At 39.1% G+C, this 14393-nt stretch carries 10 protein-coding genes and 1 other RNA gene; 10 read left to right on the top strand and 1 reads right to left on the bottom strand.

Annotated elements, in window-relative coordinates; genetic code table 11:
* Window positions 1–120 precede the first annotated feature (120 nt).
* From J9318_RS04670 to J9318_RS04650, 5 genes are all read left to right on the top strand, one after another.
* On the top strand, window positions 121–1401 hold the full coding sequence (locus tag J9318_RS04670; RefSeq protein WP_210561745.1) for an ABC transporter substrate-binding protein: 1281 nt from the start codon (window positions 121–123) through the stop codon (window positions 1399–1401).
* Between the two features lie 12 nt (window positions 1402–1413).
* On the top strand, window positions 1414–4080 hold the full coding sequence (locus tag J9318_RS04665; protein WP_210561743.1) for an ATP-binding protein: 2667 nt from the start codon (window positions 1414–1416) through the stop codon (window positions 4078–4080).
* 118 nt (window positions 4081–4198) lie between these two features.
* Window positions 4199–6565 (top strand): phosphoketolase family protein, encoded by a 2367-nt coding sequence (locus J9318_RS04660; RefSeq protein ID WP_210561741.1) that lies wholly within the window; start codon window positions 4199–4201, stop codon window positions 6563–6565.
* A gap of 15 nt (window positions 6566–6580) precedes the next feature.
* Window positions 6581–7999 carry an MBL fold metallo-hydrolase RNA specificity domain-containing protein gene (locus tag J9318_RS04655; RefSeq protein ID WP_210561739.1) on the top strand — a complete coding sequence of 473 codons (1419 nt, stop codon included), beginning with the start codon at window positions 6581–6583 and terminating at the stop codon, window positions 7997–7999.
* A gap of 18 nt (window positions 8000–8017) precedes the next feature.
* Window positions 8018–8902: an LOG family protein gene (locus tag J9318_RS04650; protein WP_210561732.1), complete on the top strand. Its 885-nt coding sequence runs from the start codon at window positions 8018–8020 to the stop codon at window positions 8900–8902.
* Window positions 8903–9055: 153 nt separating this feature from the next.
* Here J9318_RS04650 and ssrA read toward each other — a convergent pair.
* Window positions 9056–9423: a transfer-messenger RNA gene (ssrA, locus tag J9318_RS04645) on the bottom strand.
* Between the two features lie 285 nt (window positions 9424–9708).
* On the opposite strand from ssrA, the gene J9318_RS04640 reads away from it, so the two are divergent.
* The 5 genes from J9318_RS04640 (at window position 9709) to J9318_RS04620 (ending at window position 14268) form a co-directional block, all read left to right on the top strand.
* The gene (locus J9318_RS04640; RefSeq protein WP_210561730.1) at window positions 9709–10863 is read left to right on the top strand and encodes a hypothetical protein; all 1155 of its coding nucleotides are present in this window, start codon (window positions 9709–9711) and stop codon (window positions 10861–10863) included.
* Between the two features lie 616 nt (window positions 10864–11479).
* On the top strand, window positions 11480–11812 hold the full coding sequence (locus J9318_RS04635) for a hypothetical protein (RefSeq protein WP_210561721.1): 333 nt from the start codon (window positions 11480–11482) through the stop codon (window positions 11810–11812).
* A 166-nt stretch (window positions 11813–11978) separates the two neighbouring features.
* A complete protein-coding gene (locus J9318_RS04630; protein ID WP_210561719.1) occupies window positions 11979–12716 on the top strand; it encodes a hypothetical protein in 738 nt (245 codons plus the stop codon).
* Between the two features lie 129 nt (window positions 12717–12845).
* Entirely contained in the window at window positions 12846–13223 is a 378-nt protein-coding gene (locus tag J9318_RS04625; RefSeq protein ID WP_210561717.1) for a hypothetical protein, read from the top strand.
* Between the two features lie 154 nt (window positions 13224–13377).
* On the top strand, window positions 13378–14268 hold the full coding sequence (locus J9318_RS04620; protein WP_210561715.1) for a putative phage abortive infection protein: 891 nt from the start codon (window positions 13378–13380) through the stop codon (window positions 14266–14268).
* Window positions 14269–14393: the final 125 nt, after the last annotated feature.

Here is a 14393-nt window from a genome sequence, read left to right as displayed (position 1 = left end):
CTGAATTACTAAATTCGCAATAACGAACCATAACAAATAGCGTAAACTGTTATTGCACCTCTGTGGCTTTAGGCTACGCTTAAAACTCTATATTTTTATATTAATCACGGATTTAACTGTATGTCCTGTAACGATAAAATAAACGAGCCCAAGCGCAATACAATTAAACTACTAGGAAAAGTCGCCGGTTCGGCTTGGGTAATGGGTAAGGCTCCGTTAGTTTTTTCAAAAACGACAACTACAGTTCGTATTTTAGGAACCCACGTCACGTTACAAGAAACGCTACGACAGCAAGCAATGGCAGATTTAGGAATTAACTTAGTTTTTGAGCCCAGAGGCAGCGCGGCTGTATTACAAAAAGCATCAATGGCACCGCAATCCTTTGACTTATATGAGCAATGGTCAAACAGTATACGTGTTCTTTGGTCTTCGAAGGCCATTCAAGCGATTGATAAAAAAAGAATTCAAAACTGGGATGAAATTAATAACCTATCTAAGACCGGGCAGCTAAACACGAATTCGAATTTTGGTGCAGGTGACGCCCCTTACAGAATACTGCACGTTCAAAATAACGGCGAACTTGGCACGGATCACACTGACCAGTTAAGTTTTTTACCTTATGTACATAATGTCGACTCCTTTGGCTACAACACTAATCATATTAAACAGGGCATTCCCTATGAGACTGAGAGTTGGGGGTGGTTATTAGACCCCAAAAACAAAGGAAAAGTGGGTATTGTTAACGCGCCAACAATCGGTGTGTTTGATCTAGCCTTAGCGGCTCAAGGACAGGGCTTAATGACTTTTAACGATATCGGTGCTATTTCTAATAATGAATTAGATAAGCTTTTTGATATTTTGATTGAATTAAAGCGGCAAGATCACTTTAATGGATTTTGGACCTCAGTACCTGAATCTGTTCAATTTATGAAATCCGGTAGGGTCCATATTGAAAGTATGTTCTCTCCTGCTGCATCGCAGTTAAATGGAATGGGCATTCCAGTTACCTATGCGGCACCTAAAGAAGGCTATCGAGGTTGGCATGGTGTGATGTGTCTATCCTCTGCCACGCAGGGACGAGTAAAGGATGCGGCCTATGATTATATGAATTGGTGGCTGTCTGGCTGGCCAGGTGCTTTTATAGCGCGACAAGGTTATTACATTAGTAATCCGCAACGTTCGGCAAAATATCTAAGTGGTGCCGAGTGGGATTATTGGTACCAAGGAAAGCCAGCGTCTTCAAACCTTATGGGGACTGACGGTAAAACCGTAGTAAAACAAGGCGAAATAAGGCGTGGTGGTAGTTATGAAAAACGATTTAGTAATGTTGCGGTATGGAATTCAGTTATGCAATCTTATGATTACAGTTTGCAAAAATGGTATGAGTTTATTAACTCCTAAATTGGTAAATTGATGCTTACGTCTTTAAAAACACAGCTTCTTTTAGTGCTTTTTTCACTCACGTTTTTACTACTTTTAGAAGTGGTATTGTTTCGTGCTACCTTCAACACCTTCAAGACCCAACAGACTGTTAACCAGCAAACTATTACTAATGTCCAGATTGTGGCAAATTTAGAAAAAGAACTGTTAGACATGCAGCGCAACGTTCTTATTTTTAAAGAAACCAGCAGTGCCTCAGTCCTTACACGCACCTTAAGCTTAATCGAATCAATAGATAACAATATTTCAGAGTTTGAATCCAAACAATATTCTGAAACGACAGAACAAGATATTGAAGGTTATATATCAGCGTTACGTGGGCATTTGACTAATTATCAAGAAAATTTTCAACAAGTTGTTAATGGCAAAAGAGAGCGCACTCAGCTTTACAAAAGCAATATTGAACAACCATTAAATGATATTCGAGCCTCTCTAAAAAGTAGTGACTCCAACATAACTATTAAAAACTTGGAAATTGAAGTTACTTCTACTGAGCTAGCTGCAGTTAAATATTTGAATGCCCCAACTTTTGAGCAAATAGAAAGTTTTAAACGACACCTTGTTAATTTATCCAATTTAGTGACTCGCAGTAACCTACCGGAACCAGTCATCAAAGAGGTGATGAATAAAATTAAATTAATAGAAACGAGTTTTAATCAACTCACTCAAATCACCCGAGGTTATATATTTTTAGTTAATGTCGTGATGTCTGGCTCTGCAAATGAGTTTCTGTATATTACCAACGTATTATCAAAATTGGTTAATCAAGACGTCGCACTTAACAGAGACAGTACAGAAAAGAGTCTTGCTACTTTTTCCAGTTATACCAACGGCTTTTTAATTTTAGCGATACTATTGTCAGTGTCGACTGCAATATTTTTTGTACGCCGTGTCGTATCGCCCATTCACAGAATTACCTCTTTGTTCACCAAGCTCAGCGAAGGTGAGACGGTAAAGTCAATTCCTGAATTAGATAAAAAAGATGAAATTGGTCAATTAGCTCGGGCCGCTCAAGTATTTAGTGACAAAAACAAGCAAACAATCAAGCTGTTAGAACAGTCTGAAATTCAGAATAAGCAACAAATCGAAACAAACAATGCGCTACAAATTGAAAAGCAAAAAGCGGAAGAGGCCACTAATTCAAAAAGTATGTTTTTGGCAAATATGAGCCATGAAATCAGAACGCCAATGAATGGCATCATTGGTTTTGTCGATTTACTTAGAATGACAGAGTTAGATAAAACGCAACAAAACTACTTAGAGAAAATTAATTACTCTAGCAACATTATGATGAGCGTGATTAACGACATTCTGGACTTCTCAAAAATAGAGGCTGGAAAATTATCTATCGAAGAAATCGATTTTTCTATCTATGAGTTACTCGATTCCCTAATCCATAGTTTAACGGCAAAAACCTACGAGAAAAATTTAAATCTTAGAGCTTATATTGACTCAACAATGCCCCCATTGTTGAAAGGTGATCCAAGTCGTATTGGTCAAATAATTTTAAACATTTGTAATAACGCTATAAAGTTTACCGACCAAGGTCATGTTGCTATTTCTGTTAACTACATCAAAAATGACAATTCTTATTTAGAGATTTCTGTGTCCGACACTGGTGTGGGAATGACCACCAAACAACAAGATAAGGTGTTTGAGTCATTTACTCAAGCTGATGGTTCGACAAGTCGAAAATACGGTGGCACAGGCTTAGGCTTGTCTATCGTGAGTAATTTAGTTGAACTCATGCATGGTCAAATAAGGTGTGAATCTAAATTTAACCACGGCAGCAAGTTTACGGTCACCTTGCCTCTCGATAGTGTCAACGACAATAACCATGTTCGGTTCGATCACCCTTCTGTCGAACACATTTATTATATTTGCAATGAGGATGAGGCTTTGATGCCGACTCGCTTTTGGCAACAACATAATGTAAAAGTTACCTTTTTATCTTCGAACGACGAGCTTCAACACCCGTTTGATATGGCTAATGATCCACTCGACAGTAAGGTTGTTGTTTTGCAACCCCAAACAAGTAGCGTGACTACTTTAAAAAGTCAGATTTTAATACTCAACGAAAAAGGCGTTCGGCTTGGCTTGATTGGAGACACGAACGATTACACTAATCTAAAAGAACTAAGTCGAGAGTTTGATGTGCCTTTGTTGAGTCACCCAATAACACCTAATGATTTCCGACAGTTCCTGACTAAGCTTGCGCATTCACATCAAAATGAAAAATCAACAGAAACGAACAATAACCTTACGACCGAGCAGTTTAATGCGCACGTTTTATTAGTTGAAGATAATAAGATAAATCAAATGGTTGCTTCAAAAATGATTGAATTACTTGGAATGACTTATGACTTAGCAGAAAATGGATTAGAAGCAATTAAACTCGCTGAAAGCACACGTTATGATTTAGTTCTAATGGATATGCAAATGCCTATCATGGATGGCTACCAGGCAACTAAAAATTTGCGTGAAAAAGGCTTTAATGACCTTTTGATTTGCGGACTTTCGGCAAACGCAATGAAACAGGACTTTGATCGGGCTTTTGCCGCGGGTGTCGATCACTACTTAACGAAACCACTCACTGTCGATATTTTCAGCCAATTCTTATCCGAGCATTTACCCACATAAGTTGTTCTAGATCATTAAAGCCGTACATTGTCATCCAGCATCGCTAAAATTGAACTAATCTAAAGGTAAGCGTTCTTTGGTGCCGTAGTTCTGTCACCTAATGCCTTGGAGGCAAATAATGACAGTATTAAAAAACGACAATACCTCTCCTCCTTTTGATGGAATTGATAAGCTTTGGCGAACTTGTAACTACATTGCGACAGCAATGATCTTTCTTCGCGATAATGTTTTACTCCGCCGCCCTCTTCAACAAGCCGATTTAAAAGAGCGCTTAATTGGCCACTGGGGATCGAGTCCCGGACTTTCCTTCATATACTGCCATTTAAATTGGCAAATTATTCAACGTTCATGCCCAATGATATTTATTGCTGGTCCAGGGCATGGCGCTCCTGGGGTTATCGCGCCGGTTTTTCTTGAGAAGGGGTTTGAGCACTATTATCCTGAGTTTACCGCTGACGCTGACGGTCTCAAAAACTTATGCCAAAAGTTCTCATTCCCTGGTGGACTAGGAAGCCATTGCACACCGGAGTTACCCGGTTCTATTCATGAAGGTGGAGAATTAGGTTATAGCTTATCGCATGCTTTTGGTGCAGCCTTTGATAACCCCAAACTAATTGTGTCGGTCGTGGTTGGTGATGGCGAAGCCGAAACCGGTCCGTTGGCAACGGCGTGGCACAGCAACAAGTTTCTTAATCCAATTAGAGATGGCGCGGTACTGCCGTTTCTGCATTTAAACGGATATAAAATAAACAACCCAACACTATTATCAAGGATTGGCAACGAGGAACTCACTAGTTTATTCCGTGGTTATGGTTGGACCCCGATTTTTGTCGAAGGATCCGAGCCGGATAAAATGCATATTGAGATGGCATCTGCGATCACTGCGGCATTAGATCAAATTGAGCACATCCAGGTCACCGCTCGCAAAAACAATCAAGCAACTCGGGCGCACTGGCCTATGATTATCCTGCGCTCGCCAAAAGGCTGGACAGGTCCCAAATACAGTCATAAGCAAAAGTTAGAAGGTTTCTGGCGTTCCCACCAAGTGCCACTAAAGTCCGTTCACACTGATGCCGAACAATTTAATCAACTTGCAGATTGGCTTTCAAGTTATAAGCCAGAAGAACTATTTGATAATAACGGTCAGCTATTAGCCGCTATCAGTAAATTTATACCGGACAACCATTTAAAAATGAGCTTGAGTCCAGATGCAAATGCTGGTCGCATTAAGAAACCTTTAAACCTACCTAATAGCAAAGATTTTTGTGTGTCAGTCGGCAGCCCTGGCCAGACTTATCATTCTAACACTCAACCTCTTGGCGCATTTTGTTGCTCTATAATGGACAAAAACCCAACAAATTTTCGGGTGTTTAGTCCGGATGAAAACAGCTCAAATAAACTTGATGATATATATAGAGTTAGCAAAAAACTGTGGTTAGCCAACTACTTACCTGAAGATGCGGATGGCGGAGAGCTTAGCCCAAGTGGCCGAGTATTAGAAATGTTGTCGGAACATACAGTGGAAGGCTGGTTAGAAGGTTATTTGCTAACGGGGCGGCATGGCTTAATTTCAACTTACGAAGCATTTATTCATGTGATTGACTCTATGTTTAATCAACATGCCAAGTGGCTAGAAGTCGCTAAGGACATAACCTGGCGCTCACCCATTGCATCGTTAAATATGCTAATTACTTCAACGGTTTGGCGTCAAGATCATAATGGGTTTACTCATCAAGACCCAGGATTTATAAGTTTAGTGTTAAACAAGAACCCAGAGGTTGTGCGAGCTTATTTCCCACCTGATGCCAACTGCTTATTACATGTGATGGAAAAATGCTTTCGGTCCGAAAACCTAATTAATGTTGTTACTTGTGATAAACAAGCGCATCTTCAATACCTATCCTACGAGGAAGCGAAACAACATGTTTATGCCGGTATAGGTAAGTGGTCATGGGCAAGCACCGATGAAGAAAACACCCCTGATATTGTTTTAGCCTGCTGTGGTGATGTGCCAACAAAGGAAGTGTTAGCGGCAACAAAAATATTAATGACCGCTTTTCCTGACTTAAAAATTAGAGTTATTAATGTGATTGATTTATTCACTCTCGCATCTGAACACACTCATCCTAAGGGGCTAAGTGATCTGCACTTTGATGCCTTATTTCCGGCCAACATACCGGTAATATTTAACTTCCATGGTTACCCTTGGATTATCCATCGTTTGACATACAAACGACACAATCACGAGCACTTTCATGTGCGTGGTTATCAAGAAAGAGGAAATATTAATACCCCTTTAGAGCTTGCCATTATTAATAAAATAGACCGTTTTAGCCTTGCTATTGAAACCATTAGTCGCGTGCCAGCACTTCAATCTGCAGGCTTACAATTAAAACACAAGCTTAAGGAGCAACAGCAATCACATATCGATTATGCGCATAAGCATGGGGTAGACAGCCCTGCAATAAACCAGTGGCGATGGTAAATAGAGGACAAAGCAATGGCTGAACTAATATTTTACGGTGCAGTAGAGGGAGTAACAGGCTCGATGTATCTGTTAAAAACAGAGAATAGCTCTGTCTTATTGGACTCGGGTTTATTTCAAGGGCGGCGTGATGAAGAAAAGAAAAACCATCAAACCTTGCCCTTTGATTTAACCTTTATCGATGCTGTGATCATCTCGCACGCACACCTTGATCACTCCGGGCGTATTCCCTTGTTAATTAATGAGGGTTACGACGGTCCTATTTTTATGACTCGCCCAACTCTTGATCTTGTTGATATTCTGCTTAAAGATGCTGGTTCGTTACAAGAACGTGACGCCGAATGGGAAAATAAAAAACGTCGTCGCGCCGGTAAAAAAGAAATTGATCCTATCTATACACAGGACGATGCTGAGCGTGCCATGAACTTTTGCGTAGGCGTTCCTTATTGTCATCGGTTCAACGTCACTGATGATATTGAATTAAATTATCGAGATGCTGGTCACATTCTTGGCTCAGCAATTGTTGAAATCTGGGTTGATGATGGCCATAAGAAAAAGAAATTAGTATTTTCCGGCGATTTAGGAAACTCACAAGCTGCACTTTTAAATGACCCAGCCGTGGTATCTGAAGCTGACATTCTATTAATTGAGTCAACTTACGGTGACCGAGAACACAAGTCTATGGAAGAAACCCTAGACGAATTTAAAGATGTCATTCTGCAAGCTTCACGTGACGGTGGAAATATACTCATTCCTTCGTTTGCGGTAGGCCGAACCCAAGAAATTATTTTTAGACTCGGTGAGTTGTATCAAGAGGGATTGCTAACGCATCAAGTCGCCTATTTAGATAGTCCTATGGCTATTGCCGTTACAGAGGTATATCACAAGTACCAAAACACTTATAACGACGAAGATCAAAAACAAATTCAAGACGCAAAGGGGAATGGTCGCTCTAACTTACGGAGTTTACATTCATTTTTACCTATATTGCGATACTCTCAGAGCACAAAAGAATCGATGGCGATCAACAATATAGTAAATGGTGCGATTATTATTGCTGGCAGCGGTATGTGCAACGGTGGCCGAATTCGCCATCACTTCAAACATAATTTATGGCGCAGGCAGTCTCATGTTGTGTTTGTTGGTTATCAAGCGGAAGGGACACCCGGGCGAGCATTGGTTGACGGTGCGAAGACATTCAAACTAGCTGGCGAAACCATTGCTGTTAATGCACAAATTCATACATTAGGTGGTTTTTCAGCACATGCTAGCCAATCGCAACTATTATCGTGGTTGAGTAATTTCTCGGATCCAAAACCTCACTTATATATTGTTCATGGAGAGACGCTTGCAAAAGAGGCGCTAAAAAATGAAGCAAAAAAAGTTGGATGGCACGCCAATATTCCACAATTAAACGACGTCATTTATTTTTAATCATTCTAAGAGTACGTTATGACTAAACCTAAAAAGCCTCATTCAATATTTCCATCAGCCGCTGATGACGAATTATTAGCTCAACATAGTCATAAAATTTGTCAATCATATGCTCTTGCTTATGCTGACAAGTCATTCCTACTTCGTGACGAACTCCGTGCCGTTAGGCTGCAGCTTGAATGGTTAAAACCCGACATTATTCAACAGGAACTTGGGATAGAATCGACCGTTGTATTTTTTGGAAGCGCTAGAATACCAGAGCCTGAATTAGCAGAGCAAAGACTGGAAAAGGCCAAACAGCAACAGGAAACACAACCGAATTGCCAGGAAACGGCGCAAAAAGTTAAAACTGCACAATCTATTTTAGCAAACAGTCTTTTTTACAATGAAGCTCGTAAGCTATCAAAAAGAATTACCAAACTGTCGATGGAGCATGAAAATAAACAGTATGTCATCGTTTCCGGTGGCGGGCCGGGCATCATGGAAGCCGCCAACAGAGGCGCATTCGATGCCGGTGGAAAAAGCATTGGCCTTAATATTGTTTTACCTTTTGAGCAAAACCCAAATCCATATATTAGCCCTGAATTAACCTTCCAGTTTCATTATTTTGCTATAAGAAAAATGCACTTTTTAAAACGAGCTTGTGCTTTAGTTGCCTTTCCAGGTGGGTTTGGAACTTTGGATGAACTGCTTGATGCGTTAACGTTAATGCAAACCAAAAAAATTGCTCCTATGCCAATTATTTTAATGGGAAAAAGTTATTGGAACCAAGTCATTAATTTTAACTTTCTTGCAGAGCAAGGCACAATTCAATACAAAGATTTAGAGCTGTTTTTCATAGTTGATACCGAACAAGAAGCGTGGGAAATTTTAAATGATTATTGGCAGAGTGATCCCCAGTAATTTTGCCCGCATATTTACCCACACCTTCTCGTTACTCTAGGAATAATAGCCTCAACTTTTGATTATGCATGTAACGATAACACTTATAACAGTTTAGTAATGGATAATTAAGGCATAAAAAAACCCCGACTGTTTAGGTCGAGGTTTCGTTATTGGTGGAGCTGGCGGGAGTCGAACCCGCGTCCAGAAAAGGTCACCCTTAGGTACTACACGCTTAGTCAGTCTTTAAATTCACCGAGGAGCTGCGGACAGACACGCCACTCAACGACTATCCTGATTTAAAATTCGTGGGTTGCCTCTCAGGCTGGAGTCGCGCCACTATTCCGTTTGGTTTTTGATCTTTTGTTGTTCCCCGTCTTACGGACGGAAGCTAGGGCAAAAGAGCTCTCAGCAGGGTATTAAGCTGCTAGTGCGTAGTTTTCGTCGTTTGCGACTATTTTTTTGCGGCTTTTAACGAGGCAAACCGCCCCTCGACGTGCACCGCCGGAATCATCAATCCTGTCGAATCCTGAATCAGCCCCGTAAGCCGGGTCACAGTATTGACTGTTCTTAATCTACTCTTAAGAGTGTCAAAGCCATGTAAAAATTCTGGAACCAACGGTTAATACCGATAGTGTTTTTTAAGTGTACTCTCTTTTATTTACAATCAAAAGACTTTCTTACTCACACCTATGTAACTGGTGGCTATTTCAGCAAATTCAAGTCTGATTAAAATTAAAAAACAATACAGTTAGCAGAAACAGACACTTGCCTAAGCGCTAGTAACCGTTATTATAGGCGAATCAATTTTTACTGGCTTTGATTAAATGGACGTTTCACCACACATACGCAAGTTTGTAGCTATTACCCAGCAAACTCTACACCATGTCCCTAGCCTGTCACGCAAATATGCCACTCGAGCAATAGAAAAGGTTTCAATTGTAAACACTAAACTCGTGCGCACATTTTCAAAGTTAAAGTCATTTTGGACAAGCTTAACGTTTGCCCAAATATGTTATTTGATATCGTTTGTTCTTTTATTCGTAATGATTTTCCCTGAAGGAATAGAGCTTGCTCATCTAACCCTACCTGTAGTCATTATTTTAATTGGTCTGACGAATGAGTTTTGGCCCCACTTTTTAAAAGTCTGGGATAGTTTACAGGGTAAAGCATTCATTCTTACCTTTTATGCAATCATGGCAAACACCGCGCTTGCTTCAGCATCTGGCTTGGTTAATGAGGTTACCCACGTTAGTGCGGACAGCCTAACTTATAGCCATAATATGGCGCTGATTATTAACATCCCTACTTGGTTCATTTTATCCAGCTTTTTAATGCTGTTAGTGATCCAGATATTACTCCCCATCTATCTCATTTTACTGATTTTACTTAAGCCTTTTGGTATCCATAAGATTTGGCACAAACCAGACTATCGATTCCCTATCGTCACAGCATTCATTCGCTACTTGTTAGCCACTTTTTTATTACTATTTTTTCTGTTTGGTAGTATCCAATCTGGCTTTTTAAACCAAAACAGTCCCTTGCTTGGTTCTGTATTTGTAGGCTTCATAAGTTCGGACGAAAAAGCCAATTCATTAACATTAGAGACAAATAAAGGCTTAGAGGCCCATAAAGGCTCAGAGGCCAATGAAGGCTCAGAGGTCAATGAAGACTCAAAGGATGCAGCACTACATATCACAAATGTGGAAGAGCATGCTTTTTCCCGGGATACTCTTTTAAGAAAAAGTAATAACGTTCATTTGGTACAAAAACAAATATTGGCAGCATTCATTTATAACTACGAAGCAGATAGTTTTTCTCGTTGTGCTCATCCAGAAAATACTAGAGTAATTGAGCTCAATGATTATGAAATACTGATCGTTAAAAAGTCGGAAACGGCTGACATACATTATGAGTTTTCGGTTATCGCATGTAACTCGCCCGGTATAACTCCCGGAAAAAACATAGTGTTTACTGAGTAGTCGCAGTAACTCTCATACCAACTATCGAAAACACTCTAAACCTATGATTATATTTAAAATACTATTAGTAAGTGCTTAACATTTTACCTTGAACTCTTCATAACCACCGTTCAACACAACTTTCTTTAGCATCAACGCTATAACCTCTTGAACTACAGACTTATTATGATAAGTTAATTCCAATGGGTGGACGCAAATTACCGCAATGTCCACATAATATAATGTTATACACCTATTGGAAATTTGTGGATGGAAGAAATAGTTAGTGGATTTTTTCGAGCTATTGGTTACATACTCGCAGAAGTATTTTTTTATACCATTTGCTATTGGGTAGGCTGGCCGATATGTAAAATATTTACTTTAGGTACTTATCCAAAGTCATTCGATACGGGCTTCAGTGCGGAACGTAATTACGGAAGAGGTATGTGCTCCTCAGTAGGTTTGCTGACATTGGTATTCGTCTTTTATTACGTAGTTCTTTCAATTAATAAATAGTTCGGTGTATAACAAGTCAATAAAGTCGGACGCGTCAAGCTTGGCTCGCGTTCGTACCTCACGGATTTTAGCCAAGCTTAACTCAGCCTCTTATTGAGGCGTTATATAACTAAGGATAGCTTTGAAGTACCTTGTAATTTTATCTTTTTCAGTCCTTGTATCGTCAGCGCTATTTGTAGTTATGGCGAAAATTTCAGGACTGGAAAACATTGAAATTAGTGAACATCAAATTCAAGAGTATTGGGATAATCGAGTTAATTACAATATTTCTGACCAGACTTATTCCGAACCTCTGTATAAAGTCGTCTGTGCATGCCAAGTGCCGCCACCTCCAGTTTACTTGACTCAGGAACTGCCAAGCCTCTCAAAACTAACTACTATTTCACATGATACCGAAGTAATTACAATCTTTGATTTTAAACAATGCAACATTGTTCTTCCTGAATGTGATTAGTTATATAACAAGTCAATTAAGCAGGACTAAAATCAATTGGTTTACAACGCAAACACCGCTAAAGTATAACCAATTAATTTTTAGCCTCTTATTGGGGCGTTATGCGTCTTTAAAAATTTATAAAAATTGCATCATTGGACTATTTTAGTGAATGGAGTCTATCTAAGTGAAAGTTAATACCTCAAATATATACTGTGGTGATACAAGATTTTTTTATTTATTATCACTTTTTATTACATTCATTGTTTTTGGCGGATTTGCATTGAGCTGGTTTTCTAAACCTGACAGCTTAAGCCGAATAACTCTATGGATTGGGTTACATGGTGTATTTAGTGCCGCGTGGTATGTATTGCTTTTAAATCAAATTAGGTTATCTGCTAAAGGAAACTACACTGCACACAGCACTTTGGGGAAACTAAGCGTTTTTTTAGTCGTTGGGATCTTGATTACAGGTTCGATAATGGCGTTTGAATTCTATCATAGGCTAACTGGTTTTGGTGTATTCGGCACTGAAGACCCCCAAGCTAGAATTAGAGCCGGTGGTTTCTTAGGAGGGACTTTCCTTCAATGGTTAATTTTCTTAACTCTTTATGTTTTGGGTATTCTTAACATTAAAAGTTCGGCTAATCATAAACGATTCATGATTGCTGCGGCTATCCAAATGATGCCCGAGGGACTTAATCGCATTATTCATTTACTTGCGATTCCAGGTTATTCTATGTTTGCTTTTATGTTTCTAATTTACGCTGTGCTAATGGTTTATGACTGGAAGTCAGCTGGTCGCATTTACGCGAGTACTTTATTATCGTTTGCCTTGTTTTGCGCTCTCGCCTTAGCAATGAATACAGTCTTTCGTACACAGTCTTGGGGAGATTGGGCAGTAAATGTTATAAATTGGATATAGAACTTGGCGCATAACAAGTGGTTCAAGAAGGTCTCGTAATAGCTTGCTCGAGCCTTCGGCAAACATTTTAGCAAGCTAAACTCGCCTCTTAACCAGGCGTTATATTTTCATCAAAGGACGGAGTCTAATATGGATAATCTACAGAAAAACATTCTTTCTCTTATAGCCGGTTGCGTACTGTCTTATTCTTTTATCTTCATTATCGCTGAAGTGGCCGCATTGCCAGTTCCCCAGATTATTCAGGAAATTGGTGGTGCTGCAGCGTTTTACTTTTCCAACCTGTTAATCGTTATTTTGGCCTCTTTATTATCTTCAATTTTTGTACTCACTTTTCGCAAAGCTTGTTCACAATTCACCAAGCAGAACTTGTTTTACTTTTCGTTACCTATTGTTTTATTCTTAATTGTATTTGCAGCGCTTAGCTTGCCATTTGTTTCAATGGCTTATGCAGCAGCTCCGTCATTACTCATAGCAACATTACTGAGTAACAGCGTACAAAAAATATAACAAGTGGTTCAAGAAGGTCTCGTAATAGCTTGCTCGAGCCTTCGGCAAACATTTTAGCAAGCTAAACTCGCCTCTTAACCAGGCGTTATAACTCAAAATCGTAAGTTCGAGTTTAATTCAAAATTTTAGCTTTCATATAGAGCACTAAGGTCACATGACAAAAAATATTTATCTCGCAAGTACTTTCGTTTTATTAGTACTGTTAGGCGCATTTTTTCCTTATATTTTAAAATTTCATGATAGTAATTTGAGTGGTAACCCTTCTGATTGGGGAGCTCTTGGAGCGTATATTGGTGGTATAGTTGGAGCCACGTTCGCGTCATTATCATTTGTTTGTTTATTGGTAACAGTACTATTGCAAAGGAAGGAGCTTAAAAATAATAGTGAAGCTCAAAAACAGCAACGGTTTGAGGATAACTTCTATTCCTTACTTTCCCAACATAATACAACACTGTCTGAGCTCAAGTGCCGATTCGACGATAACTCTCATTTTCTTCACGACCTAAATATACTACTAGATCCAAAGGGCTGTCCCAAAGCCGAGCTAATTGAAGTCCAAAACAAAATACTTAACGATATAGAGCTTTCACAGTATTTTCGAATCCTATATCAACTACTAAAGTTTATTTGTAAAAATGATGTAGATAATAAAGAACGAAATTTTAGTGATTGTTATATTTCAAATCGAGACAACATAACTGAAAATGAAAAAATGTATGCCAGCATTGTTAGAAGCTTTGTTCCTGTAAAATTACTGCATGTATTAGCCTTAAATTGCATACCAAGTTACTCCGGTTTAAATAACTTATCTTTGTATCAGGCATTACTCGAACGATACGAATTTCTTGAGCACTTAAGAGCAGATAAACTTCCTAACAATGAACGAACTTTTGCAATTTTAAATGGATATTCTTATGCATTTGGGAATAACACGTATTTAGATAAGAAATGTGAAAACATAATCAATCACTTTAAATCTAAATATGATGATAAATTAACCGAAGGCAGTTACTTGCATACGTACTCTTTAGCGCACCCATTTTGAAGTATTATTTAGCTAAATGGTATTGAGTTATAACAAGTCATTCAAAAGGACAAAAAACAGTTGGTTTTTGCTCCTTCGTCGCTTATTTTAACCAACTATTTTTAGCCTCTTAATGAGGCGTTAGC

Source organism: Psychrosphaera aestuarii (genome assembly GCF_017948405.1).
Lineage (GTDB): Bacteria > Pseudomonadota > Gammaproteobacteria > Enterobacterales > Alteromonadaceae > Psychrosphaera > Psychrosphaera aestuarii.
This window is presented reverse-complemented; position numbering and strand designations above follow the sequence as displayed.

What these genes read in the sequence shown, in the direction of transcription:
- J9318_RS04660 (WP_210561741.1), top strand. Translation starts at nt 4,199, where the DNA reads ATGACAGTATTAAAAAACGACAATACCTCTCCTCCTTTTGATGGAATT.
- J9318_RS04620 (WP_210561715.1), top strand. Translation starts at nt 13,378, where the DNA reads ATGACAAAAAATATTTATCTCGCAAGTACTTTCGTTTTATTAGTACTG.
- J9318_RS04640 (WP_210561730.1), top strand. Translation starts at nt 9,709, where the DNA reads ATGGACGTTTCACCACACATACGCAAGTTTGTAGCTATTACCCAGCAA.
- J9318_RS04655 (WP_210561739.1), top strand. Translation starts at nt 6,581, where the DNA reads ATGGCTGAACTAATATTTTACGGTGCAGTAGAGGGAGTAACAGGCTCG.
- J9318_RS04670 (WP_210561745.1), top strand. Translation starts at nt 121, where the DNA reads ATGTCCTGTAACGATAAAATAAACGAGCCCAAGCGCAATACAATTAAA.
- J9318_RS04625 (WP_210561717.1), top strand. Translation starts at nt 12,846, where the DNA reads ATGGATAATCTACAGAAAAACATTCTTTCTCTTATAGCCGGTTGCGTA.
- J9318_RS04650 (WP_210561732.1), top strand. Translation starts at nt 8,018, where the DNA reads ATGACTAAACCTAAAAAGCCTCATTCAATATTTCCATCAGCCGCTGAT.
- J9318_RS04665 (WP_210561743.1), top strand. Translation starts at nt 1,414, where the DNA reads ATGCTTACGTCTTTAAAAACACAGCTTCTTTTAGTGCTTTTTTCACTC.